General features: G+C 56.8%; 19 protein-coding genes. 8 read left to right on the top strand and 11 right to left on the bottom strand.

Annotated elements, in window-relative coordinates; translation table 11 throughout:
- Positions 1-12: 12 nt before the first annotated feature.
- The 4 genes from melA to ACR0AA_RS13110 all read right to left on the bottom strand — a co-directional run bounded on the left by melA (position 13) and on the right by ACR0AA_RS13110 (position 4,480).
- Positions 13-1,353: an alpha-galactosidase gene (gene melA / locus ACR0AA_RS13095; protein ID WP_480664484.1), complete on the bottom strand. Its 1,341-nt coding sequence runs from the start codon at positions 1,351-1,353 to the stop codon at positions 13-15.
- Positions 1,350-2,198, bottom strand: a complete 849-nt coding sequence (locus ACR0AA_RS13100) for a carbohydrate ABC transporter permease (RefSeq protein WP_480664486.1) — start codon at positions 2,196-2,198, stop codon at positions 1,350-1,352. The genes melA and ACR0AA_RS13100 overlap by 4 nt, the downstream gene beginning before the upstream one ends.
- 1 nt (position 2,199) lies before the next feature.
- A complete protein-coding gene (locus tag ACR0AA_RS13105) occupies positions 2,200-3,126 on the bottom strand; it encodes a carbohydrate ABC transporter permease (RefSeq protein ID WP_480664488.1) in 927 nt (308 codons plus the stop codon).
- A gap of 94 nt (positions 3,127-3,220) precedes the next feature.
- Complete coding sequence (locus ACR0AA_RS13110; RefSeq protein WP_480664490.1) at positions 3,221-4,480, bottom strand: ABC transporter substrate-binding protein; 1,260 nt, start codon at positions 4,478-4,480, stop codon at positions 3,221-3,223.
- Between the two features lie 138 nt (positions 4,481-4,618).
- On the opposite strand from ACR0AA_RS13110, the gene ACR0AA_RS13115 reads away from it, so the two are divergent.
- From ACR0AA_RS13115 to ACR0AA_RS13150, 8 genes are all read left to right on the top strand, one after another.
- The gene (locus tag ACR0AA_RS13115) at positions 4,619-5,425 is read left to right on the top strand and encodes an IclR family transcriptional regulator (RefSeq protein ID WP_480664492.1); all 807 of its coding nucleotides are present in this window, start codon (positions 4,619-4,621) and stop codon (positions 5,423-5,425) included.
- Complete coding sequence (locus ACR0AA_RS13120) at positions 5,422-6,480, top strand: ABC transporter ATP-binding protein (protein WP_480664494.1); 1,059 nt, start codon at positions 5,422-5,424, stop codon at positions 6,478-6,480. The genes ACR0AA_RS13115 and ACR0AA_RS13120 overlap by 4 nt, the downstream gene beginning before the upstream one ends.
- Before the next feature lie 147 nt (positions 6,481-6,627).
- On the top strand, positions 6,628-7,587 hold the full coding sequence (locus tag ACR0AA_RS13125; RefSeq protein WP_480664496.1) for a dihydrodipicolinate synthase family protein: 960 nt from the start codon (positions 6,628-6,630) through the stop codon (positions 7,585-7,587).
- Positions 7,578-8,510 (top strand): 4-hydroxyproline epimerase, encoded by a 933-nt coding sequence (locus ACR0AA_RS13130; RefSeq protein ID WP_480756199.1) that lies wholly within the window; start codon positions 7,578-7,580, stop codon positions 8,508-8,510. Before ACR0AA_RS13125 ends, ACR0AA_RS13130 begins: the two co-directional genes overlap by 10 nt.
- Positions 8,507-9,745, top strand: a complete 1,239-nt coding sequence (locus ACR0AA_RS13135) for an NAD(P)/FAD-dependent oxidoreductase (protein WP_480664500.1) — start codon at positions 8,507-8,509, stop codon at positions 9,743-9,745. Before ACR0AA_RS13130 ends, ACR0AA_RS13135 begins: the two co-directional genes overlap by 4 nt.
- Positions 9,746-9,754: 9 nt before the next feature.
- Positions 9,755-10,780, top strand: a complete 1,026-nt coding sequence (locus tag ACR0AA_RS13140) for a trans-3-hydroxy-L-proline dehydratase (protein ID WP_480756200.1) — start codon at positions 9,755-9,757, stop codon at positions 10,778-10,780.
- A 125-nt stretch (positions 10,781-10,905) separates the two neighbouring features.
- The gene (locus ACR0AA_RS13145; RefSeq protein ID WP_480664504.1) at positions 10,906-12,036 is read left to right on the top strand and encodes a tetratricopeptide repeat protein; all 1,131 of its coding nucleotides are present in this window, start codon (positions 10,906-10,908) and stop codon (positions 12,034-12,036) included.
- Between the two features lie 240 nt (positions 12,037-12,276).
- The gene (locus ACR0AA_RS13150) at positions 12,277-14,490 is read left to right on the top strand and encodes an NADP-dependent isocitrate dehydrogenase (protein WP_480756201.1); all 2,214 of its coding nucleotides are present in this window, start codon (positions 12,277-12,279) and stop codon (positions 14,488-14,490) included.
- A 279-nt stretch (positions 14,491-14,769) separates the two neighbouring features.
- Here the strand turns inward: ACR0AA_RS13150 and ACR0AA_RS13155 are convergent, their stop codons facing one another.
- The 7 genes from ACR0AA_RS13155 to ACR0AA_RS13185 form a co-directional block, all read right to left on the bottom strand.
- Positions 14,770-15,879, bottom strand: coding sequence for a peptidoglycan-binding protein LysM (locus ACR0AA_RS13155; protein ID WP_480664508.1), 1,110 nt, complete (start codon positions 15,877-15,879; stop codon positions 14,770-14,772).
- 41 nt (positions 15,880-15,920) lie between these two features.
- The gene (locus tag ACR0AA_RS13160; protein ID WP_480664510.1) at positions 15,921-17,183 is read right to left on the bottom strand and encodes a type 2 periplasmic-binding domain-containing protein; all 1,263 of its coding nucleotides are present in this window, start codon (positions 17,181-17,183) and stop codon (positions 15,921-15,923) included.
- 22 nt (positions 17,184-17,205) lie between these two features.
- Complete coding sequence (locus tag ACR0AA_RS13165) at positions 17,206-17,991, bottom strand: PP2C family protein-serine/threonine phosphatase (protein ID WP_480664511.1); 786 nt, start codon at positions 17,989-17,991, stop codon at positions 17,206-17,208.
- A 3-nt stretch (positions 17,992-17,994) separates the two neighbouring features.
- Complete coding sequence (locus ACR0AA_RS13170) at positions 17,995-18,966, bottom strand: FHA domain-containing protein (protein WP_480756202.1); 972 nt, start codon at positions 18,964-18,966, stop codon at positions 17,995-17,997.
- A gap of 205 nt (positions 18,967-19,171) precedes the next feature.
- The gene (locus tag ACR0AA_RS13175) at positions 19,172-21,352 is read right to left on the bottom strand and encodes a serine/threonine protein kinase (protein ID WP_480664515.1); all 2,181 of its coding nucleotides are present in this window, start codon (positions 21,350-21,352) and stop codon (positions 19,172-19,174) included.
- A gap of 338 nt (positions 21,353-21,690) precedes the next feature.
- Entirely contained in the window at positions 21,691-22,977 is a 1,287-nt protein-coding gene (locus tag ACR0AA_RS13180) for a dynamin family protein (RefSeq protein WP_480756203.1), read from the bottom strand.
- Positions 22,974-25,016: a dynamin family protein gene (locus ACR0AA_RS13185; protein WP_480664518.1), complete on the bottom strand. Its 2,043-nt coding sequence runs from the start codon at positions 25,014-25,016 to the stop codon at positions 22,974-22,976. The genes ACR0AA_RS13180 and ACR0AA_RS13185 overlap by 4 nt, the downstream gene beginning before the upstream one ends.
- Positions 25,017-25,023: the final 7 nt, after the last annotated feature.

The raw sequence follows: 25,023 nt of genomic DNA on the forward strand, positions 1-25,023 counted from the left end.
CTAAAGTTCGGTTCAGGCGGCCTTGGCGGGTTTGCACCAATCGGGCAACCAATCGGCGTGCGCGACTAACAGATCATTTACCATGCTGCGGATCTGCCGCAGATCCAGCTCGGCAGCTGTATGAGGATCCATCATGGCCGCGTGATAGATATGTTCGGGGTTCTGCTCAACCAAAGCCCGCACTGTCAGCTCTTGCACGTTGATCTGCGTGCGCATCAGGGCGACCAGCTGCGGGGGAATGTCCGTGACGACCGATGGCTGAACGCCATTGGAATCCACAAGGCACGGTGTTTCGACCGCAGCGCCCAAAGGCAGTTGCGGAATTTGACCGGTGTTGGGCAGGTTGCCGTAAGCCACATAAGGGGTGTCAGTTGCGATCGCGTTCATAAGATCGGCCGCAAATTCGTGGCTGCGGACGACCTCGATATTACGCCCGTCGGTCAGGGTTTTGGCCTGTTCTTTCCAGTTTGCGACCTGTTCCTCGCATCGGGTTGGATATTCATCCAGAGGGATACTGAACTGCTCGATCAGATCTTGCCGTCCGTCTTTGATGAACCAGGGAACGTATTCGGCCAGATGCTCCGAACTTTCGGTGCAGAAATAACCCAGATGGTCCATCACCTCGTACCGCACTTTGTTGGGACAGCGCGGCATCAGTAGCGGTGGTTTGGGGATGCGCCCGTTGGCATAGCCCTGACGCAACGCCGGATAGAGATCACGGCCTTCGTGTTCCAGCCGCAAGAAGAAGGCGACGTGGTTCACACCGGCGACTTTGTACCGGAATTCGGACTTCGGCAGGTCCAGATCGTGGGCCAGTTCCTCAACCGTGTTTTGTACCGAATGACAAAGCCCCACATGTTTCAGCGCCGGGAACCGCTCGGCCAGGGCCCACGTATTGATGGCCATAGGATTGACGTATTGCAGCAGCGTCGCGTTCGGGCAGAGCTGCATCATGTCCTGTGCCACATCCCACAGTACCGGAACCGTACGCAGGCCGCGCATGATGCCGCCAACACCCAGTGTATCCGCAATGGTCTGGCGCAAGCCGTATTGCTTGGGGATTTCGAAATCCGTCACTGTGCAAGGCTCGTATCCCCCGACCTGAAAGGCCGTGATGACGAAATCTGCACCGTCCAACGCGGCACGGCGATCAGTGTGAGTGGACACGGTAGCACCGGTTCCGACAGAGCGTATCATTGCCTTGGCTACGGCTTCACTTTCGGCAAGACGTACCGTATCGATATCCATCAGCGCAAAGTGGCTGTTGGCAAGCGCTGGGGTCAGCAGAGCGTCGCCCACGATATTCTGCATGAAGATCGTGGAGCCCGCGCCGATGAAGGTAATTTTTGTCATTTTACAGCTCCGAGGGTCAGGCCCGCGATGAAGTGTTTCTGCATGAGGAAGAACATGGCCACCGGCGGCAGCGCCGCGACGATGGAGCCGGCACTCATTAACTGATAGGCTGCGCGAAATTGCGCGTTAAAGCTGGTGATCCCGGCGGTCACAGGTTGGCTTTCTGCGCCTTGGGTCAGGACAACAGCCCAGAAGTAGTCGTTCCAGATAAAGGTAAAGATCAGCACGCTGAGCGCCGCAATGGCGGGTTTCATCAAGGGAAGAACAACGTACCAGAAGATCCGCCATTCGCTGATACCTTCAACGCGCGCCGCTTCGATCAGTTCAAAGGGCAGGGCGCGGATGAAGTTGCGCATGAACAGCGTGCAGAACCCGGTTTGAAACGCGATGTGGAACAGGACCAGCCCGGTTTTGGTGTTGTAGAGGCCCAGTTGCAGGGTCAGATCGCGCACCGGAACCATCAGAATCTGGAACGGTACGAAGTTGCCCGCAACGAACATGAAGAAAATCCAGAGGTTCGATTTGAATTTGTAGATTCCCAGCGCAAAGCCGGTCATGCAACTCAGCGCGACGGCTCCGATCACCGTTGGGATGGTGATCAGGAACGAATTCATCAGATACCGTGGCATGTCCGAGTTGAAGAAGACCTGCCCATAGTTGAAAGCGCCTTCAAAACTGGATGGCATGCCCCAGTAATTGGCGTTGGTAAAATCGGCCGCGGGTTTGACCGAAAACAACGCGACTGCAAGCAGAGGCCCCAGCCAAAGCAACAGTGCCAAAGGCAGCATGGCCTGATAGGTGATTTGCGCCGCGCGGGGTTGTTTTTCGATAGGTTTGGGAAACATCTCAGTGCCCCTTTTCTTCGCGGTACATCGACCACAGGAAATAAGCGATGAAGCACAGCATGATGAGGAACAGGATCACCGCGATAGCAGCGCCATATCCCATGCGGAAGCCGTATTCGGACAAGGCGACCTCGAACATGTAATAGGCTAGTACGCGGGACGACCCGAACGGACCGCCCTGGGTCATGATCGAGATCAGGTCGAAGGAGCGCAGAGCGCCGATGATCGTCACGACAAAGGCGATGAAAGTCGCGGGGCGCAGTTGCGGAAGGATGATGTGCCAGAGCATCCGAAAGCCCTTTGCCCCGTCCAGGCGACCTGCCTCGATCTGCTCGGGGTCGACGGCGTTCAGGCCGGTCAGATACAGGATCATACAATAGGCCGTTTGTGGCCAAAGACCGGCGAAGATGATGCCGTACGTAACAAACCGTTCGTCGCCTAGAACGTTTAGCGGGCCGAGACCAAATAGGCTGAGGAACTCATTCAACAGACCAAAGGTCGGATCGTAGAACCACGTGAAAACAAGGCCGACGACGACCTGTGAAATAACAAACGGGAAGAAAAACAGCGACTTGTACAGGCGAATGCCCCAGACGGTCTGGTTCAGGAACAACGCGATGAACAAGCCTGCCGGGATTGCCAGAAGATACAGGATCAGCCAGATCAGGTTGTTCTTGAGCGAAGTATAGAACGCATCGCGGTCAACCCACTCCCAATAAAGGTCTTCGTAGTTTCGAAAGCCGACATATTCCGCCGCCCCAAGCCCGTCCCACTCATAGAGCGACAGGTTGAAGGATTGGAACACCGGAATGATCACGTAGACCATGAAGAAAAGCAGGCCCGGGGCCAGAAATAGCCAGGGCGCAATGCGCTGTTGGTTTCTGTGGAACCAGCTTTCCTGTTCGGGGATATCGACGGCAACGGTCATGAGAAATCTCTGGGGTCGAGGGGCAGGCGGGACGCAACCCGCCTGGAAATTGGTTCAAGTGCGGCCCAGCATGGTGCGGGGCCGCAGCTACTCATCAGTTTTCGTAGATGCGCTGACGTGCTCGTTCCAGCTTGGACAGGATGCGGTCGGCATTGTCCGGCTTGACCATGAACTCCTGGAAGCCTTCCATCGATACTTTGGCCATTTCGGCCGGTGCATCGCGGTCCCAGAATTGGGCAACGCCACCGGGGCTGTTCGACGACAGCATGGTGAAGCCTTGCTGCAGGAATTTGTCGTCGTCCACAGAAGATTGAGCGTTGACCGGCAGCTGGCCCAGGTTCGACCCATTGTTGATCTCGGTCTGTTCGTCGGGAGAGACAACAAACCGCAGGAATTCACGTGCTGCTTCTTTGTTCGACGCATTGGCAGGGATGTGGAACGTGTCGGTCGGGGCGTCTTCGGCCAGTTCAACATCTGGGTTGATCGCGACGAACTGGTAGAAGTCCAGTTGATCATCGGTCAGGCCAGCCTCGCGCAACGGTGCCACGGCAAAGTTGCCCATCAGATAAGCGGCGGCTTCTCCGTTGACCATGAAGGGCAGAGCCTCTTGCCAGCTATAGGTCTGGTGGTTGTCGATGAATGCGCCCATGTCGATCAACTGCTTCCAGTTGGCGAAGGTTTGCTTGACACGGTCATCCTCCCAGCTGACTTCGCCATTGGCCAGTTGTTGATGAAAATCAAAGCCATTTGTTCGCATGTTCAAGTAGTCAAACCAACCACCAGCGGTCCAAAGAAACTTGGTGCCGATGGTATAGCAGGCCCGGCCTGAGTCGACGATCTTCTGGCAGTTTGCCAGCTCTTCTTCCCATGTGGTCGGCTCACTCAGACCCAGTTCGTCAAAGATGTCTTTGCGATAATAGACACCCCACTGGTAGTAGGTGTAGGGCACGCCCCACTGCTTGCCGTCGATGGTCATCGCGCCTTTGGTCGACGCGAGGTTGTCGGCAATCGCCGGCTCGGCCCACAGGTCGGACACATCTTCGAACAGACCGGCATCAACGTATGGTTTCATCCGATTGGCGGCATACCACGTCGCAACGTCGGGCGTATCTGCAGTCAGGAAGTTCCGGATCTGGGTTTTGTACGCTTCACGGTCGATCACCGTGGTTTCGATTTCCAGACCAGGATGTTGTTCCGCAAAACGCTCGATCATCGCTTCCATCGTCGCACGCGGCGCGGGGTTCGATGTGTCGAGGAAGATTCTCAGTTCGCCGGTGAGTTCGGCAGCGACAGGTGCAGCGAGTGCGACACTGGCTGCCAGAGCCGCGGCAGTGCGCGTGAACATGGAATGCATGGTTTCCTCCCTTAGCTTCCATTTAGTTCCAAATAATGAAACTGTGTTTTATATATTGAAAACTACACATCGACTCGGTTAGTCTTGTCAAGACCCTTGCGCCGACGGCCTTGGGAAACGGGAGGAGAATGAACATCCGTGGCTGGTGACGGTACAATAGGAAAAGCATGTGATGTGCTGGATCAGGTCGCGGCTTTTGCCCGCCCGGTTCGATTTGCTGAATTGCTGGACAGCAGCGATTTCCCCAAGGCGACTCTTTATCGGTTTCTGCAAACCCTGACCAATCAGGGCATGTTGTCTTACGATCCCGAGCGGCAGACTTATGCGCCCGGAATGCGCTTGGTGAGGTTGGCCCACGCCGCGTGGACGCAAAGCTCTTTGGCGCCAATAGCACGGCCGTTTCTGGACGCTCTCAGCCGCGAGACGGGGGAAACCGTCCATTTGGCGCAGCTGGATGCCGGTCAGGTGTTGTATGTGGACAAACGCAACGCGGCCCAGCCGATTGAAATGTTTTCGCAGGCCGGTAAGGTCGGTCCGGCCTATTGCACCGGTGTTGGTAAAGCCATGATGGCGTTTCTGGATGAAGATGCGCAAAACAGGGCGCTTTCTCAGCAGAGTTACCACCAGTTTACGGAAAAAACGCTGACCTCAGAAAACGCGCTGCGCGCCGATCTGGAATTGATCCGAGACCGAGGCTACGCCGTCGACGATGAAGAACATGAGCCCGGCATCATTTGCATAGCCTGTCCGATCCTGACGTCGACCGGCCGCATGCTGGGCGCAATCTCGGTCACCGGGTCCACGGAACGAATGGATTTCGATCAACTGGAAACCTGGGTGCCGCGCGTCCGCCGCGTCGCCGAGCAGATTGGATCAGAAGCACAAGCCTGGCGGTTTCCCGAAACCCGCCCGAATGTAAAAAACGACAGGATGCAAGCAACATGACGGGTGTAACTCTGAATCAAGCGGTTAAACGCTACGGCCAGACTCAAGTCATTCACGGTATCGATCTTCAGATCGAGGATGGCGAGTTTTGCGTGTTTGTTGGTCCCTCGGGGTGCGGTAAGTCCACTCTCTTGCGGATGATTGCGGGCCTTGAAGAAACGTCGGAGGGCCAAATTCACATTGGTCCACGCGATGTGACGCATGTAGACCCAGCCAAACGCGGTGTTGCGATGGTTTTTCAGACCTATGCCCTCTATCCGCACATGACCGTAGCCGAAAACATGGGGTTTGGCCTGCGCATGAATGGCGTGGCCAAGTCTGATATAGACCAAAAGGTTCAGGAAGCGTCGAGTATCCTGAAGCTTGACCAGTACCTCAAGCGCAAGCCCAAGGCATTGTCTGGCGGTCAGCGACAGCGGGTTGCTATCGGTCGCGCAATTGTTCGTGGCCCTGAGGTGTTTTTGTTTGACGAACCCCTGTCCAACCTCGACGCGGAGCTACGCGTTGAGATGCGGGTCGAGATTGCACGGCTACACAATGAAATCGGTGCGACCATGATCTATGTGACCCATGATCAGGTCGAGGCAATGACCATGGCCGATAAAATTGTGGTGTTGCGCGACGGCAGGATTGAGCAAGTTGGTGCGCCGATGGACTTGTATCGCGATCCCGACAACCGATTTGTGGCCGGTTTCATAGGGTCTCCGGCGATGAACTTTCTAGATTGCGACTTTGTGGACGGAAAGGTTTCGCACCCGGCGCTTAGTGAGCCGTTGACAATCCCAGTCAATGTGCCTGCGGGATTGGACAAAGTAACCCTGGGCATCCGTCCGGAACATATCGAAGTTGATCGTTCGGGCGACACTTGCTCAGTCGATCTGACCGAGGCACTTGGCGGTGTAAGCTATTCATACCTGCTGACGCCGAACGGAGATAAACTGATTGTCGAGGAGCGGGACGACCAGCGCAGCAGGCAGGGTGACAAGATCGGCATCGTCGTTCGTCCTGAACGGGCTATGTTGTTTGATCCGGACACGGGCTACAGGCTCCGCTGACGTCTTCGCGAACTTTTTTTGGGCGCGTCTGGTCATCGATCAGGCGCGTTTTCCTTTTTTCTGGATTTTGTATCCAATATCCGTTATGGCGATTCCGAAGGGCTTGCCAAGCCGCCCCAAACGCCGATTGTTTTAAGGAAGCACCCCATGTCGACCAACGTTTTCACCGGCACGATGCCGGCGCTGATGACACCATGCAAACCTGACCGCACCCCTGACTTTGACGCATTGGTGCGCAAGGGAAAGCAGATGATTGAAGCGGGCATGTCGGCGGTGGTCTATTGCGGATCAATGGGGGATTGGCCCCTGTTGACCGATGCGCAGCGGATGGAAGGGGTCGAACGCTTGATCGATGCTGGATTGCCCGTCGTGGTCGGTACTGGCGCTATCAACACCAAGTCCGCTGTCGCCCATGCAGCCCATGCGCAAAAGGTGGGCGCAGTTGGCTTGATGGTCATTCCACGGGTTTTGTCGCGGGGTAGCTCTCCGACCGCGCAAAGGAACCACTTCAAGGCAATCTTGTCTGCCGCGCCGGAAGTTCCGGCAATCATCTACAACAGTCCATATTATGGCTTTGCCACCCGCGCGGACCTGTTCTTTGCCCTGCGCGTCGAACATCCGAACCTGATTGGCTTCAAGGAGTTCGGCGGCAAGGACGACCTGCGCTACGCCGCCGAGAACATCACCAGCCAGGACGATCAGGTCACTCTGATGGTGGGTGTGGACACCGAGGTCTACCACGGCTTTGTCAATTGCGGTGCGACTGGGTCGATCACCGGGATCGGTACAGCCCTGCCGCGCGAGGCTTTGTTGCTGGCGTCCTTGTCAAAAAAGGCGGCAGATGGAAACGCCGAAGCCCGGCAGCGGGCGCAAGAGCTGACCGAGGCGATTCAAGTGCTGTCCAGTTTTGACGAAGGGCCGGATCTGGTGCTGTACTACAAGCACCTGCTGGTGCTGAACGGTGAGCCGGAATATCGCCTGCATTTCAACGAAACCGATGAATTGACCGATGCGCAACGTAACTATTGCGAACAGCAATACGACCTGTTCCGCACCTGGTTTGCAGAATGGTCCAAGCAGGGTGGGGTGATCACTGAATGCGAGTGATCGACAGCCACACCGGGGGTGAGCCGACGCGTGTCATTCTGGACGGCGCCCCCGATCTAGGCTCCGGATCGTTGGCGGAGCGCGCCCGGCGATTGGCGACCCAGCATGAGGCGTTCTATCGATCTGTAATGTTGGAGCCGCGGGGTCAGCCCGCTATGGTTGGCGCCTTACTGGTCGAACCTGTTGATCCGACGTGTGTCACAGGCGTGATCTACTTCGACGTGGACGCCGTTCTGGGAATGTGCGGGCACGGGACCATTGGCCTGGCCGTAACGCTGGCGCATATGGACCGAATTGGCATCGGCAGTCATCGGATCGAAACCCCAGCCGGCGTGGTGACGGTTGAACTCCTTGATCGCAACACCGTCACCGTGACAAACATCGAAAGCCGCAGAGTTCGCCAAGGCATTGAGCTTGACGTCCCTGGTCACGGCAAAGTGACAGGAGATGTGGCTTACGGAGGAAACTGGTTCTTTATCGTCGATCCCAGCCCGATACCGGTGAATCCCGGCAATATCCCGAAGCTGACCGATATGACGGTCGCCATTCGCAAGGCGTCAATTGCGCAGGAGGTTGGCGGCGAAGAAGGCGAGCCGATTGACCACGTCATCTTTCAGGATGCGTCGCCGGACCCGTCTGTCCACAGTCGCAACTTCGTTCTTTGCCCTGACGACAATTACGACCGTTCGCCGTGTGGCACTGGGAGCTCGGCCCGGCTGGCCTGTCTGGCCGCAGATGGGCGCCTGGCACCCGGACAGGAGATCGTACAGGAAAGCGTTATCGGCAGCACATATCGATTGTCTTACCAGCCGGGTCGGGAAGGGGGCGTGATCCCGTCAATCACCGGGCAGGCGTTTGTCATGGCAGATTCGAAACTGCTGTTCGACGAAAATGATCCTTTCAGGGCAGGGATCGAGACATGACCCCACAGGTTGTTGTCATCGGTGCCGGTGTTATTGGCATTACGACAGCGCTCGAGCTTCAACGACGCGGGCACTCCGTTCTTGTAGTGGATAGGAAAGGTGTCGCCGCAGAAACCTCGGCGGGCAATGCGGGGGCTTTTGCGTTCTCTGAAGTGGAGCCGCTGGCGACACCTGGTATAATGCGCAAGGCCCCGATGTGGCTGCTGGACCCGTTGGGCCCTCTGTCTATTCCCCCAGCATACGCATTGCAAATCGCACCCTGGATGTACCGTTTTTGGCGCGCTAGCCGATCAGGTCGCTACAAGGACGCGCTGAGCGCACAAGCGGGCCTGATGGAACTGTCCCGCCAAGCGTTGGAACGGCTGGTTCCATTCGTGAAAGCAGAACCGTTGCTGCAACGCGATGGGCAGATGCAACTGTATGAAAGCGATGCAGAATTTCGTGCTAGCCTGCCGACTTGGGACCTGCGGCGCGAACATGGGGTCGAATTTGAGCTACTCAAAAGCCCTGCTGCAATAGCAGAAAAGCAACCCGGTCTCAGCGCGCGCTTTACCCATGCAGGTTTTACTCCGAACTGGCTGAATACTACTGACCCCAAGAAATGGGTGGATCATCTGGCGCAGGTCTTCTGCCACCGAGGTGGCCAGATTGAACGGCGGGACGTTCGTGCGCTGGCACCGTTGGAGAATGGTGTGCGGATCACATTTTCGAACGGTTCTCTGGAGGTTTCCAAAGCGGTGATTGCGGCAGGCGCATGGTCTCATCACATCGCTCGTACTTTGGGTGATAGCATCCCTCTGGAAACAGAGCGTGGATACAACACGACGTTGCCCGAAGGTGCATTTGACCTGCGAACGCACCTGACCTTTTCGCGCCACGGCTTTGTGGCTAGCAGGATCAATGGCGGTGTACGTGTCGGCGGGGCAGTGGAACTGGGCGGGCTGACCCTGCCACCCAATTTCAAGCGTGCCGACACTCTGCTGAAAAAGGCCACGGAATTCATGCCGGGCCTGAAAACTGAAGGTGGCACGCAGTGGATGGGGTTCCGCCCTTCAATGCCTGACAGCCTTCCGGTAATCGGCGCTTCACCCAATGCGCTCAGCGTTATTTACGCGTTTGGCCACGGGCATCTGGGCTTGACCCAATCTGCTGGAACCGCCGAACTTGTCGGAGCGATGATCGATGCGGTCGAGACTCCGATTTCCCTAGTGCCTTACTCGGCCACGCGGTTTTAAGGAGGGCATATGCGCAGCACCAAAGCCATCCACGTTGTTTCTGCCCACGCGGAAGGCGAGGTCGGCGACGTCATCGTAGGGGGTGTATCACCACCGCCGGGTAAAACCCTGTGGGAGCAACGCTCTTTCATTGCGCAAGACCAGACCCTACGAAATTTCGTGCTGAACGAGCCCCGCGGTGGCGTATTTCGTCATGTCAATCTGCTGGTTCCGCCCATTCATCCAGAGGCGGATGCCGCCTTTATCATTATGGAGCCTGAAGACACGCCGCCCATGTCCGGCTCGAATTCGATCTGTGTCGCAACGGTTTTGCTGGATGGCGGGATCATCCCGATGCACGAACCCGAGACGACTCTGACGCTCGAAGCGCCCGGAGGGCTGGTCCGCGTGCGAGCCGAATGCCGGGACGGCAAGGCAGAACGAGTATTCGTTCAGAACCTGCCGAGCTTTGTCGACAAACTCTCGGTCCCTTTGGAAGTTCCTGGCATTGGCACCTTGACTGTTGACACAGCCTATGGCGGTGACAGTTTTGTCGTGATCGACGCCAAATCCCTTGGGTTTGAGATAACTGAGGATGAGGCCCACGACATCGCGCGACTGGGCGTCGCGATCACCAATTCGGCCAATGAACAATTGGGGTTCACGCATCCAGACAATCCGGACTGGAACCACATTTCTTTTTGCGCCTTCTGCGGACCGCTCGGGCAAACCGCAACGGGGCTGCGCGGCAAATCCGCCGTTGCGATCCAACCCGGCAAGGTCGACCGTTCACCCACCGGAACAGCCGTCTCCGCGCGCATGGCTTTAATGGCGGCGAAAGGGCAGATGAGGGTTGACCAGACGTTCGAGGCAATATCGATCATTGGTTCGCGCTTTACCGGCAGGATTGTTCAGGAAACTCAGGTCGGCGGGCGCGCGGCCATTATCCCCGAGATTAGCGGCCGTGGTTGGATCACTGGCACGCATCAGCACATGCTGGACCCGGACGATCCCTGGCCGGGCGGATATCGCCTGAGCGATACCTGGGGAGTCTGATCAATCATCGCGATTGCTCCTGTGACTTTTTCGTATCACTTACAGATAGTTGGCTGCGCGCCTCTCTTGAGAATCTGTGTCTACCTACCACCTTAAGGTGAGTGGTATTCACCTGCGGAGCCCATATGCACATACGCCTTGCAGCATTAATTGTTGTGTTTGCCACCTTGCTGCTGTCGTTAAACTCCACCCCTTCCTACTCTCAGTTGTCCGCTTCATGTTTGGGGAACAAGGGCGGCTTGACCAAGGTGGTTGCGGCCTGCACGACGCTGATGAATGCGGAGGGACTAACCCCCGTGCAGCAAAACGCTCTCCTAAGGGCGCGTGGCTGGGCCTACTACTGCGGCAAAAGGTATGACAAAGCGATCGTGGACTATAACAGCGCTTTGAAATCGCTGCCGGGTGACTCAGTTTCGCTGCTTAGGCGGGCTTTCGTGCATGACGTTTTGGGCAATGTCGACGCTGCGGACTCGGATTATTCCGAAGTGCTGCAATCCGACCCCGACAGAATCTCAGGGCTTTTCTACAAGTCGAAATTTGACGAATGGCAGGGAAAGCATGCCGATGCCATGAAAGGATATGAGCGGGTTCTTGAAATCGATCCTGATTACAAGAACGTGGGCCAGTATTTGCACCGAATGCATCATGAACTCTATGGGATCGATGGTGCAAAAGAGTTTCTGAAAGAGGCGAAACGGCGATGGCCAAATCAAGTCTGGGTTTATGATACCCAGGTTCAATTCGATCTGATGTTTAGCCGCGATCATGAAAGTGCGATGAACGCCCTGACACAACTGGCACAACTCAAACCCGGAATAGAGTACGAAGCATTGCTGCCGGCGATTGTTCACCTGAAAATTGGAATAGAGGAAGAGGGGATCAAATACGTCAAGGATTATGCGGAACGACATCTGGAATACGACTTGGCCAATAGAAATCTGATCGGAAGATGGTACCAAAAGGCTCATAGCATGCTGGTTATTGGGCAAGACCGACAATGGATGTATCGGTATTTGCTTTTAGCAATGCTTGAACGGCCGGACCTGGCCAAGAAAGAGATCGCTGCTTTTCTCAAAAATTCAGGAAAAAACGGTCGACGCGCAATTCTTCGTATCATCCGCGGCGCGGGGATAGAGGTGTCGCAAGAAGCATGGGCGGGCTCTGTCCAGCAATTGAACAAAGCGATAGACGAGTATCTCGATCATCTCGGACGGACCAGCGGCTTTAGGAAATATGGGCCTCCGGAAAGAGGCTAATGCCGCGCCAATAGCGGTTGTTAGTACGCAATGAACGCTCAAATTCTGCGATTTCAGCAACCCCGTGTCAATTTGCGCGGCCTCTAGACGATTGATCCCGGGCCAAACGTCATTTATGGGAGGCCCTGTCAAAACAGAGTCACCGTTGGGCGGTAGGTTAAACGCGCCCATCCCTCGCCACGCATTTGTGGCACACTCTTGGATCGCACGCCCCGAAAGGCTTAAAAAAGGTAAAAGAATATGGCAGATAAATCGAACTTCGACATATTGTATACCATTGTAGACGAAGCGCCCGAGCTGGCCAGCGCCTCGTTCCTGCCCATCATTCGCAAGTTCGCTTCGGCGGCGGGCGTCAGCGTTGGTACCAAAGACATTTCCCTTGCGGGCCGTATTCTGGCGACCTTCCCGGAAAACCTGACCGACGCACAGCGTATCACCGATGATCTGGCCGCTTTGGGCGAGCTGGTAAAAACCCCCGATGCTAATGTGATCAAGCTGCCGAACATTTCGGCCTCGGTCCCGCAGCTGGTGGCGGCAATCGAAGAGCTGCAGTCGCAGGGTTACGATATCCCGAACTATCCTGAAGAGCCCTCGACAGATGACGAGAAAGCAATCCGCGCGCGTTACGACGCCATCAAGGGTTCGGCCGTGAACCCGGTTCTGCGTGAAGGTAACAGCGACCGTCGTGCCGCCCGGGCCGTGAAAAACTACGCGCAGAAAAACCCGCATTCGATGGGCGAATGGATGTCGGACAGCAAAACAAAAGTGTCCTCCATGTCCGGCAATGATTTCTATGCCAATGAAAAATCCGCCACCATCACCGCTGCGCAAGCCGGCGATGCCAAGATCGAATTTGTTGGCAAGGACGGGAGCGTGACTGTTCTGAAAGATGCCTGGCCTCTGGCGGAAGGCACTGTTGCCGATGCGACCTTCATGTCGGTCAACGCACTGTCTTCATTTCTGGCGGACGCGATTGAGGACACCAAAAAAGACGGCACCATGTTCTCGCTGCATATGAAGGCGACGATGATGAAGGTCTCCGACCCGATCATTTTCGGCTATGCGGTAAAGGTCTGGCTGGCGCCGGTGTTCGAGAAGTTCGGTGCAGAGCTGGACGCTTTGGGTGTGAACCCGAACTCGGGCCTTGGTGATCTGTTGGATCGCGTGAAAGACAATGCCGACATCATGGCGGCAATTGATGCGATCAAGGCAGACCGTCCTTCAATGTACATGGTGGACTCGGACAAGGGTATCACCAACCTGCACGTGCCTTCGGACGTGATCATCGACGCCTCGATGCCCGCTGTGATCCGGGCGGGCGGCAAGGGCTGGGATGAGACCGGCGCCAAGGGCGACACCAACTGCGTGATCCCAGATCGTTGCTATGCGCCCGTCTATGACGAGACCATCAACTTCTTCAAGGCCAACGGCGCACTGAACCCGGCCACTGCCGGTGCCGTGGCAAACGTGGGCCTGATGGCGCAAAAGGCCGAGGAATACGGCTCGCACCCGACGACCTTCGAAGCACCCGCCGACGGCACCATCCGTATCGTTCTGACCAATGGTGACGTGCTGCACTCGCATGACGTCGAAAAAGGCGACATCTGGCGTGCCTGCACCGTCAAGAAAGCGCCGATCGAAAACTGGATTCAACTGGCGATGGATCGTCAGCGCCTGACCGGTTCCGAGGCGATCTTCTGGCTGGATGCGAACCGCGCCCATGATGCAGAACTGATCAAGTACGTCAAACCAGCGCTTGAGGCCGCGGGCGTGGCTGACAAATTCCTGATCATGGCCCCGCGTGAGGCAACCCATCAGTCGCTGGAGACCATCACAGCGGGCAAGGACAGCATTGCCATTACCGGTAACGTGCTGCGCGATTATCTGACCGACCTGTTCCCGATTTTGGAACTGGGCACCTCGGCCAAAATGCTGTCGATCGTCAAACTGATGAATGGCGGTGGACTGTTCGAGACGGGCGCGGGCGGTTCGGCACCGAAACACGTGCAGCAGCTGGTCGAAGAAAACCACCTGCGCTGGGACTCGATGGGTGAGTTCTGCGCTTTGGGTGAATCGCTGAACTTCCTGGCCGACAGCAAAGGTAACGCCAAAGCAGGTGTTCTGGGTGCCGCAGCCGAAGCTGCTACGCAAGGCATTCTGGACAACAACAAGTCGCCCAGCCGCAAAGTCGGTCAGCCCGATAACCGCGACAGCCACTACTGGTTTGCACGTTACTGGGCCCAAGCTTTGGCCGCGCAGTCGGATGACCCAGAACTGGCAGCCGAGTTTGCTCCGGTCGCCAAGGAACTGGCAGACAAAGAAGGTCAGATTCTGTCCGAACTGGAGTCTGCACAGGGTGCGGCAGCGGACCTAGGTGGGTACTATCACACCGATCCGGCAAAAACTGCGGCGGTCATGCGTCCCAGCGCAACACTGAACGCGATCATCGACTGATAGACAGTACCCACGCCCTGCGGCGTGGGTGTTTTTGTTATTTGAGACAGTTGCACGAAAAAGGGCCGACCCCCAAAGTCGGCCCTTTTTGAGTGAGTGGTAAGGCCAGAGCCTCACCGGTACAGTTGAATCCATGTTAACCCGTCGACAATTTTTCGGTATTAGGGGTTTCCCGTAGTCATTCGGGTTCCACCAAAGAACAAAACGCTGATCCTCTGGATTTGAACGAAAAAGGGCTGGTCAGTAGACCAGCCCTCGGACACTCGGAATTCCGAATGATCAGTTTGAAGCTGCCATCAGCTTTTCGTTGTGCTCGCGCAGCGTGTCCGAAACGATTGCGTACCATTCGCCGGATTCACGCATCTCGTTTAGGCCTTTGTTCAGCATTGCCAGGTACTGCTTGCCGAACGGGTTGCTGCGGTGGCTGATGAAGCGCAGCGAGGACAGCGAGGTCACGAAGGGGTTTTCAACCAGATCGTTCTGGTTCAGGCCCATTTCCACCATGGTGTCCGAGAACAGCTGAACTTCGAAGGTCGCAACATCTGCGGTGCCGGTCAGAACGGCGTCAAGGCATTCGCGTGCGGTGATCGGCTGCATTAGTGTCATGGTTTCGCCGTTGTGCAGACCTTCCTGCTCCATATCGTGGATGAACCAGCCGTCCATACGGCAGACCGTGGCGCCTTGAAGCTGATCAAAGGTCGTAGCGCTTGCATACTGACTTTCCGGGAGCGTGTAGAAGCCAACCACGATGTCATAAACCGGAACGGACGAGTCGAACTGAGTGCAGCGCACTTCGGTTTCCCAGGACCATTCGTAGGTACGGTTGGTGCAGTCCGGCATGTTCCAGGCCATCGACACGTCGAATGCGCCGAGCGGCAGCAAGGTTTCCAGATGCGAGTTCCAGTCGTCGACGAAGCTAACCGAATAGTCGCGCGCGTTTCCGCCACGCTGCAACGCGGTGGTTCCCAGACGGGTGATCGCGCCGCCGCCGTTAAGCGATTCATCCGCGAATGGGGCCCAGCCGTTACCTGTAACCAGCTTGATCGGCGGCTGATAAACGCTCGAACGCTTGACGCTGGCTGCGCGGGCTTCTTCCGCCGCGATGATTTCCTGGGCGGTCTGACCGTTGGGCAGGCTACCGTCGGCACAGGGCAGGGCCAGAACCAGACCCGGCTCAAGTGCGTTCGGGTTGGTGATGATGTTGCGGTTTGCGTTGAAGATCGGCTGATAGTTCGAGGTGCCGTACGCTGCAATGGCGATGGTGGCCATCGTGTCGCCGTCTGCGACCGTGTAGTTTGTACAGGCTTCCTGTGCTGCGGCTGCGCCGGCGCTCAGGGCAGTGACGGCGGTGGCCGACATCACAACTTTCTTCAGATTTAATTCAAACATGTCCACTTCCTCCAGACTTTTTAGTCAGGCCAATTGGGGCCTTAGCCATTTTCCATTTGATGACGCAGAGCGGTTGAAACGATGTCTCGCCACTCTCCGGATTGCTGCATGATCGCCAGACCCTGATTGAGCGTCTCAAGGATCGCTTCCCCATCCGGATTATCTTTGTGGGTCATGACGTTAAGCGACTTGATTGCCGCCAGATTGGGGTTCTCGATGATACGGTGCTCATAGCCCAGCCGTCCGATCGCTTCGACAGCCAGGTGCGCTTCGATTGCTACGATATCGGTTGTGCCGTCCATAAGTGCATGAAAGCACTCATCCGGGGAAACCGGGCGCATAAGCGTGATAGCCGGTTCGTACAGCCCAACGGCATCCATATGTGACAGTGACCAGCCTTCGGGACGGCAAATGGTTGTGCCCGCAAAATCCGCATATGTCAGCGTTTGCTCATAGCCCGAACCTTCGCGGGCAAAGAACGTGTCCACAACTTCGTAGAACGGGTTCGAGAAGTTGTATGTTTCGCACCGCGCACGGTCCTTTTCCGACAGAGCCTCGGCCTCTTCGCAGTTCGGACGCGACCACGGGAAGGTTGCATCGAACGCCAGAGTCGGCATCAGCAGATCCAGATGTGACGACCAGTCGTTGACGAACTGGATCTTATAGGACTGCTCGGGCGCGGCGCGCAGCATCGCGGTTTCGACCAGATAGGTGTAGAGACCGCGATTTGGCAGCGCTTCGTCCGTGAAGGGCGCGTAGTTGCCACCTGTGATCAGCAGTAGTTGGCGGTCACGGATCTCCGGGCGTTCTCCGCCATCCGCGTTGCGGATCAGCGCAGCGGCCTCGGCCCGGGCCGCTTCGATTTCTTCCTTAGCTGCGGCTTTTGCTTCAACAACCGCGTCTTCGCTGGCTTTTTTGGCCTCAGCTTCCGCTTCGGCAACCCGGGCTTCTGCTTCGGCAATGGCTTTGGCGGCGCGATCTTCGGCAGCCTTAACCAGCTCTGCGGCCATCTCGGCGGCCATAGCCTCGGCTTCGGTTTGCGGAGCGGCCGGAGCACGCCCGATGTCTTCCAGACAAGGCATCGTCAGAACATCACCGACCCGAATGATGTTCGGATTATTACCGATCACATCCCGGTTCGCGTCATAGATGATGCGAAAATCTTCGGTCGAATACACTTCGATAGTTAGCTCACGAAGGCTATCGCCGCGTTGAATTTCATACGTTGAGCACGCCTGTTGCGCCGAAGCTGTGCCCGCTGCGGCAGCAAGTGCCAGGCTGGATATGATCAGATGGGGTCTCATGGGTCCTGTTGCTTTGCCTTGTTTAGTTTTTTGTGAGTTTCACGACGCCGATCGAAGCGTTGTCCTGATCCGGATCGCCTTTGGTCTTCAGCGCTTTCTGCAGCGTTCCGGCGATGTCTTGCGCAAGACCGTTCGCGTTGGCCTGAAGAATGGACTGAATTTCCGCGTTGCTGAGGTATTGCAGGCCATCGCTGCCCAAAACCAAAATATCCGAGGGCGTAAGATCGAGTGGGTCTTCGGGGCAATCGACCTTTGGGATTGCCGCCCCCATGATGACTGATGTCAGCTGATTGCGGTCGGGATGCGCAAGGGCCTCGGCCTCGGTCAGGGTGCCCTCGGCCCGCTGAGCATCGATCACCGGCGCCATTGAGTGGTCTTCGTTGATCTGAGACAACGTGCCGTCCCGGAACAGGTAAAGCGGACTGTCACCGATCGAGATCCAGAACAGCCGCCGCCCCAGCAAAAGGACGCCCAACAGGGTCGACCCCATGTTGAATCCGGCACCTTGCTCTTCGCAATGGTTGGCGATTGCCGCATTGGCCTGCATTGCGGCCAGGGGTAGGGCGTCGATCAGGGCGGATTCAGACGGTGTGCCAGCTTCAAGCTCCGCATCCAGCGAGTCACGCCAGGCCTGGATCACCAGTTCCGAGGCCACTTCACCTGCTGCGTGCCCGCCCATGCCGTCGGCGACGACGACATATCCAGCGTTCGCCGCGTCAAACATACGTGATGCAACCGCGTCTTCCTGCGTTTCGCGCTGGCCCTTGTCCAGGATCAGCGCAATATCATATGCCGGTGTCGCCAGCATCTATCAGGAATCCCGCCAGTCAAAGCCGTCATCACAGAAGGCGGCAAAACGGATCGAGGTTTCGCTGATCCGGATCAGGTCGCCGCTCGACAGGGCGACGGTGCTGAGAACCGGTTTACCATTCAGGCGCACCAGGTTGGCTTTGCCGCCGTGGCCCAGATAGCATTTGCGATCTTCCGGGTCATAGGCAATAACCGCGTGGTTGCTGCGGGAAATGCCGGTGTCGCCAAAGTCCAGCTGAATAGCCTGATCGTCATTGCGGCCAATCTGCATCAAACCTTCGGTGAGTGTGACGCTGGCACCGCGACCCGGACCGCCGGTTACAACCAGCCACCCGACCGGGAAGGATTGTTCGGCATTTTCGGTTTTCGCTACTGGTTCCGCTGTTTCAATCAGGTCCTGAACATGGGTGTCGGCGCGTTCGAAACCCAGGAATGTCGTCTTGACGCGGCCACGGCGATCCTCAGCCAGAGCGGGCTGCGGTTCCTGCGGCGCTTCGGTCACTGGTTCTTGGACGGAAGGCTCGTTTGCCACCACATCGACAACCTGTTCGGGCTCGGAAACCTCCACCTCAACGATGGTTTCCTCGACTGCTTCTTCAGGGGCGGCTTCGGCACTTTCCGCGGCTGCGGTGTGCAGCGTCACGACAGGCTCGGCTTCAGGTGTCTCGTCGGAAACGTCCTGCACCTCTGCAATGACTTCCGCCACAACGACGTCATCTTCCGCTTGAGCTACTTCGGCGTCTTCACCCTCGGAAAAATCGGGCATCTTTTCTTCGGGAACCAACTCTTCGGCTTCTTCGTAGCTGTCGGAAGACGACATGTTGCCACCAGCCAACGCTTCGCGCAGCGCGTTAAAGTCAGCAATCGGTTCGGCTTTTTCCGTCTCGGTCGCTGAAGTTTCTTCGGCTTCGGTCTCTTTGGGTTTGCCGGCACCTTCGAGAAGCCGGCTAAGAGGGCTTTTGTATTTAAACATGGTGTCGACACCTTTGATTTTGGCACAGGACAGGCGTCCTATGGAGCTGCTTCTAACCTCTGCGCGCACTTGCACAACGGCACGAATATTTCTGATAACAAACTCACTTTTGACTTCCGCGGCGGGCCGGTTCCCGCCAGGGGCGCCAACTCAGGCGCTGCCCTCAGCAAACACACGCTGGCAGATCACGTACGAACCGGTCAGATCACTCCTGCGCCAACGGCATGTTGGCATTTGTCTCGACCCCAATGCGCAAGACGTTGAACCTTGCCTGAGGTTGATTTTCGGAAACAAGCGCTGCCAGCAAGGCATCCAGGCTTTCCGCGGCATTAACCGTCGTGCCCGAATTCGCCTCAGAGACCAGAACATCGCCCTCCTGCAATGTGCCCTCCGCTTCAGGTGGTACAGAACTTATCACTGTCTTCCAGCCTTCGCCGTCTTTGTTCTGAATGGTAAAGACATAGCCGTTTTCCAGACCAAGAACGCGCATGGCCGGAAGCGCCAACAATCCGTTTTGGGGACGCGTTTCACCCAAAGGCCGATACCGGGCAGAGACGCGGATATAACCATCCTGATCCACCTTCAGATCATTCAGCACCTGAGCGGCAAAACTTGTGTCCGCTTGTACGGGTTTGCCATTCAGAGTGTAGATCGTTGCACCGCGTTGAACCCACTCACCGACAATCGCCGGGTCCATGTCTGCGTCAACTCCGGTGACGGCGATCACGTTCCCGGTCGAAGCACGTCGCCGGGATGTCTGAAACGGAATTTCCACGTCCCAATGCGAGAATGCGACCTGCTGCTCCGCCAGTTCAACTGGTTCCGCTGGAATGGCCGGAGCGGCCTCTGCAGGTGCTGCTTCCGCCACCTCAGCTTCAGCTACTTCCGTAGCTGCGGTTTCTACCTCGTCCGTGGCGACCGGGGTTTCCTGGGCCTGCTCGACAGGCTCTGGCTTGGCTTCCGCTTCCGACGGAGTGGGCTCAGCTTGTACTTGTGCTGGTTCAACCACGGCTTCGGAAACCTGCTCGACTGGTTCCTCTGCGGGTGTATCAACTGCTGCCGTTTCTTCGACGACGCCTGTCTCTGCCGGCGTTTGCACGGACGCGGTCTCTTGTGGAGGAGTTTTTTGCTCTCCGGACATCAGAAAAAACCCGCCCGCCGCCAAGGCCGCGACGACCGCCGCGCCGACCACAATTTTGCCCGCTCCGCTTGATCCGTTTTTGACAACGGTATCCACGGCAACTGCGGCTTCCTCTTTTGGCGTGAACTTGGCCAGTTCGTCGTCTTTTTTGTCCTCATTGCCCAATGCAATGTCGGTGTTTCCTGCCAGAAGAGCGGTGACGACTGCTTCGGCATTCTCGCTCTCGGCCTTAATTCTGGCCTTTTCCGCTTCTTCGTCTTTGTGGTCCATCGCAACAATCACGGAAACGGGCCGGTAATCGAAGCTGTCGAACATCACACTGGGACCGCGGAACATGCGCAACCAGTCCAGAGCGGTCTGCAGACGATCGGTTGCGTGAACTTCCATCGCCTTGTCAATGGCCTCCAGGAACCCTTCAGGGTATCCTTCAAAGCGCCCCGCCAGCGGCGAGTAAGGGTCATCCTGACCGTTGTTGAATGCGTTCAGACGGGTCTGACCATCGATCGGTCGCTCACCGCTGATCGCGTGATACAAAGTCGCCGCAAGAACATAGAGGTCACTGCTTGGCCCTTGTTCTGCGCCGCGAACGTAAAATTCGTGGGGCGAATACCCGTCCTTGATGACGCGCAGGGTCAACAGCGCAGCAGACTGGTTTGCAGCCTGTTCCCGGGCTGCGCCAAAGTCGATCAGAACCGGATCGCCGTTTTCATCGATCAGAATGTTGTCGGGCGAGATATCGCGGTGCAACATGCCACTTTGGTGGATGAACGAGACCGCGGACAGCATTTTCTCGGTCACCTGAATGATAAAATCTGGTCCCGCTTTGTTATCCTGGTTTTCCACGTAATCCAGCAGATCACAGCCGCGGATGTAGTCCATTGCTATGTACGCTGTGTCATTGTCTTCGAAAACCTGATGCACGTTGACGATGTTGGGATGCACCAGGCGCGCATGGTTGCGGGCTTCCTGAATGAACAGATCGATGATCGAACGCAGATCGTCCTTGTAACCCGGCTCAACGGGTTCAACCAAATCGCCATTACGGCGGCAAAGTGCACCCGGATAGCATTCCTTGATCACAACTTCGCGTTCCAGGCTGTCGCGAGCAAGGTAAGTGATCCCAAATCCGCCATTGCTGATAAAACGCAGGATTTCGTACTGCCCGCGCAACAGCTTGGCGCCGGGTTGAAGTCCTTCAATTTTCGGTTCGTCGCGCGTCGCGCCGACGGCCTGGTTGTGGCTCATTTCTTTCCGCCCGTTCTAATCGTTTTGCGGCTTCATACCTTGGGCAAACAGCCCGCGAACTCACAACCAAACACAACCGCAGGACACTGAAGAACGTTAGACGTTTCAAATTTGACTTTATTGGGGCCGCCTCATGGCTTCACTAAGAACCAAGCTTGTGAGAAATCAATATATGGGTTCATAAAACCCGGCCACATCTATATATAGGATTTACCTTGGCAAAATCTGCGGACTGAATGCCCGTATTTTGGAGAATGGTCTCTGATTCCGAAACAATCGCCATGCGATTCTTCGGGTCTCGAATCGCTGCGCTGCGGCTCAATTATAGCGAGAAGGGGTCAGGTTCCGGTTTTCGGCTGCACTGAATCCACCCGGCTGCCGGCCCAGGCGAGATTGTCGCTGAGCTGCGCGAGGATGCTGATCGCATCCTTTAGTGGGGCATCACCGCTTTCGAATTGCAGCAACAACAGCAGGTCGGTGGCCTTTTCGAACTCACCGGGAATCCAGTCTGCCTCTGGGGCGATTTCGCCGCCCTGCTCCAAACGTTCGGCGAAATCTTCAACAATTTCCTGACAGCTGTTCAGGAAAGCGGCTGGTTCGATGTTGGACGTCTCGCGGAGATCATCGTAGATGCTTGCAATCGCCGCCAGCCAGTCCTCGAGGATCGGGTTCTCAAGCGGGGGAAGGGCGGATTCCAGCGTCGCGTGGATCGAGGGCGCTTCAGTTTTCGAGGGTTCCGCTTTTCCGATGTCCAGACTTTCCAGATAGGGCAGAAAATCCTGCTCGAGATCCTTCTGTGCGGCTTCCAGGTCTTTCAAACGCCGCGCTGACGCTATTTCCAGAACCTGCTCAGCCAGATTCTGGCCGCCGCAGGTTTCCCAAAGATCAAAATCTGGCTCAGGTTCTTGCGCCATAGCGCGGACAGCGACTGGGGTGCCGATGGGCACGACGGACCGGAACATGTCGCCCTTTTCCTTCTCCAGACGGGCCAAAACGCGATCCAAAGCGTCGCGCACCGGGGGAAGGTCTGTGTGGGTAACAGCAAGCAAACTGTTTGAGCGCAGCTCTTGCGGAACCTGTGCCCACAGGTGGCGCTCGGTCTCGCGCCAGGCGTTGGTTCCGTTCGTGCACCAAATCGCACAATCGACATAGGACAGCAGGTCCAACGTTGGTTTGTAGGTGTCATCAAGCGCACCCGTGCCCGGCAGATCGAACAGAGAAATTTCCTGCAGCGCGGGTGTGTTCAGCCCAACCGAGATGAAATCCGGGTTGTCGGCCGCAGCTTTCTCCAATGCGATTCCGGAATAGACTTTGGGTTCCTTGTCCCACCACCCAACAGTGGTTTCGGGGGCATCGGCATAAGCCACAATGACCAAAGGCAGTTTCAGGTGCTGAGGGCCGGTTGGCAGAATGTCGGCCCCGGCCAGCATGTTGGCAAGGCTGGATTTCCCGGCGCCGAATTCTCCGGCGAAACCGATATTGACCGCATTCGAAAGCCGTTCGGCATGGGCCAGAGCGCGCTCGCGCATCTTGTCCAAGGCCGAATCTGACGGCAGGGTTTCGGTAGCGGTCAGGAAGCGCTCGAGCTTGCGTACTTCCTGTTCGGTTCCGGGAAATTCAATCATTCCGCAGCCTCTGCTAATTTCTTGTCGGCACTATCGGTGCCGAACACTGCATCCAGATCATCTGCAACCCGTTGCGCTTGATCGAATGCCGCCTGCGCTTCTGCGCGTACATTGGTTTGGCCGGTTCCGACCCGTTGTTCAAGATGTCCGGCCAACAATGCCAGGTAATGGTCAAGCACGGTGTTCAGGCGTTCCAGCAGATCAGCCCTGGCCGTATCGACCAGATCGTCGCCAATCATCTCGAATTCCTGTACGATCATCCGTTCGGCCCTAGAGACCACGCTTTTGCGCGAGATCAATCGCGACAGCCAGCTTACGCGCAACTCGACGGTTATGCCCCGGGTCAGTGCGGTGGTATCCGGGCGGAACCAGCGAACCGCGCTGGTGTTCATCCGGTTGTCCGTGGGATCTTGCCAGCCGGGCAGGGCGCGCAAAGCCGCATTGCTGTTCATATCTATAGCATAAAGCTCGCTGAGCATGCGTTGCCGAACAACCTGCGTGGCACCCTGAACCAATTCGCGCATACGATCCCGCAAGGGCGAAAAGTTCAGTTCGGTTTCGCCCCCTTTGGCCAGCAAGGGCGAGTCGCCGTTCGGTCCGCGAACGACGCCTGAAACCGCCTCGGCCACGGTGTCATCCATAACGCCGCGCAAGTTGGCGAGAACGTCATCCATGTCGTCGATGATCTCTGACGTTTTCTGCGAGACCAGCGCGCGCAGTTCAGCCAGCGTCTTGTCGTTATCGTCCCCGTCGGTCACGTCGGCAGTACCGTCATCGTCGATCGCACGCAGATGCGCTTTGGACCGTTCCAGTTCACCTTGGGCAAAACTGTTTAGATGCTGCCATGCCATCTTGAGTTGTTCATCCCGAGGTCCCTGGGTCAACGCATTTGTGACATGGCGGCGCAGATCCGGCAGACCCGAGGCAATCATTGCGGCAAAGCGCAGTACACCTTCGCGGCTGATCGGGCCGGGGCCTTGTTTGATCTCTTCGACACCGTCCAGATACTGCTTCATCTGCTCGGGATGCGCGCGCAGCCAGGCCAGGACGTGATCGTGATTAACACCCGTTTCGTCGCCGGTCAGCGCATAATGGGCCCACTGGGCGCTGCCCATCAGAACATCGATGTCGGAATTGCCAAGAGCTTTCTCCAGACCATCCAACACGTCCGCCCGGACTTTGCCAGCGTCCTCTGCGCCGCCCCCCAACTCATCCACGCGGTTTATGAAAACCACGATCTGACCCAATTCCAACGCCTGCATCAGGCGGAACAATTTGAGGTCGGCCCGCGAAAGCGCCTGGTGCGCAGACAGAACAACCACAAAGAAATCCGATTCCTTGAGGTACTGACGCGAGATTTCCTCGCGGATCAATAGCGGGTCATTAACGCCCGGTGTATCGGTTACGGTCAAAGGGAAGGGGAAGTGGCCGATGTCGAAATAGACCTCGGCCTTCCGGGTAATATCGCTGTACAGACCGCGGTCCGAACCCGGATCGTGTTCCTCTCCATCGGTGGGATCATCACCTGCGCAGACATAGCGGGCCAGATCGTCCGAGGTCAGGTGTTCCAGATCGTGATGCTGGCCCAGCAACTGTTCATAGCTGTCGCCAAGACGCAGTTGGGCGCGGGTCTTCATCGCCTCGACCTGCTCTTCGATCATCTCGCGTTTATAGCTGTCCTCGTCATCCGGAAACATGTTGCGCAGCTCTTCGCCCTCGGCGATCAGCGCCTGCCATTGGCGGTTGTCGAAGAAATGAAACTCGGCCCCTTCGGTGCGGCCTGATGGATGCCCGAAATGCATATCGGTTATCACTGTCGTCCAGGGGTTCACATCCGACGGCAAGTATTCGGCCTGTCCGGTAAAGCCGTTGATAAGGCGTGATTTTCCAGCCTTGATCTGCCCAACAAATGCGATTGATGGCTTCAGATTCGAAAGATCATTTACGATGCGCGAAATGAACTGACGGGTTTCGTCATTACTGACCCCGTTCATGTCTTCGGCAATACGGATTAACTCGCGACGGTTGTTTTCACTCATACTGTTA

This window comes from Ruegeria sp. CE8, assembly GCF_056537465.1.

Coding starts and splice junctions, on each gene's coding strand:
- melA (WP_480664484.1), bottom strand. CDS start 1,353: ATGACAAAAATTACCTTCATCGGCGCGGGCTCCACGATCTTCATGCAG.
- ACR0AA_RS13100 (WP_480664486.1), bottom strand. CDS start 2,198: ATGTTTCCCAAACCTATCGAAAAACAACCCCGCGCGGCGCAAATCACC.
- ACR0AA_RS13105 (WP_480664488.1), bottom strand. CDS start 3,126: ATGACCGTTGCCGTCGATATCCCCGAACAGGAAAGCTGGTTCCACAGA.
- ACR0AA_RS13110 (WP_480664490.1), bottom strand. CDS start 4,480: ATGCATTCCATGTTCACGCGCACTGCCGCGGCTCTGGCAGCCAGTGTC.
- ACR0AA_RS13120 (WP_480664494.1), top strand. CDS start 5,422: ATGACGGGTGTAACTCTGAATCAAGCGGTTAAACGCTACGGCCAGACT.
- ACR0AA_RS13125 (WP_480664496.1), top strand. CDS start 6,628: ATGTCGACCAACGTTTTCACCGGCACGATGCCGGCGCTGATGACACCA.
- ACR0AA_RS13130 (WP_480756199.1), top strand. CDS start 7,578: ATGCGAGTGATCGACAGCCACACCGGGGGTGAGCCGACGCGTGTCATT.
- ACR0AA_RS13135 (WP_480664500.1), top strand. CDS start 8,507: ATGACCCCACAGGTTGTTGTCATCGGTGCCGGTGTTATTGGCATTACG.
- ACR0AA_RS13140 (WP_480756200.1), top strand. CDS start 9,755: ATGCGCAGCACCAAAGCCATCCACGTTGTTTCTGCCCACGCGGAAGGC.
- ACR0AA_RS13145 (WP_480664504.1), top strand. CDS start 10,906: ATGCACATACGCCTTGCAGCATTAATTGTTGTGTTTGCCACCTTGCTG.
- ACR0AA_RS13150 (WP_480756201.1), top strand. CDS start 12,277: ATGGCAGATAAATCGAACTTCGACATATTGTATACCATTGTAGACGAA.
- ACR0AA_RS13155 (WP_480664508.1), bottom strand. CDS start 15,879: ATGTTTGAATTAAATCTGAAGAAAGTTGTGATGTCGGCCACCGCCGTC.
- ACR0AA_RS13160 (WP_480664510.1), bottom strand. CDS start 17,183: ATGAGACCCCATCTGATCATATCCAGCCTGGCACTTGCTGCCGCAGCG.
- ACR0AA_RS13165 (WP_480664511.1), bottom strand. CDS start 17,991: ATGCTGGCGACACCGGCATATGATATTGCGCTGATCCTGGACAAGGGC.
- ACR0AA_RS13170 (WP_480756202.1), bottom strand. CDS start 18,966: ATGTTTAAATACAAAAGCCCTCTTAGCCGGCTTCTCGAAGGTGCCGGC.
- ACR0AA_RS13175 (WP_480664515.1), bottom strand. CDS start 21,352: ATGAGCCACAACCAGGCCGTCGGCGCGACGCGCGACGAACCGAAAATT.
- ACR0AA_RS13180 (WP_480756203.1), bottom strand. CDS start 22,977: ATGATTGAATTTCCCGGAACCGAACAGGAAGTACGCAAGCTCGAGCGC.
- ACR0AA_RS13185 (WP_480664518.1), bottom strand. CDS start 25,016: ATGAGTGAAAACAACCGTCGCGAGTTAATCCGTATTGCCGAAGACATG.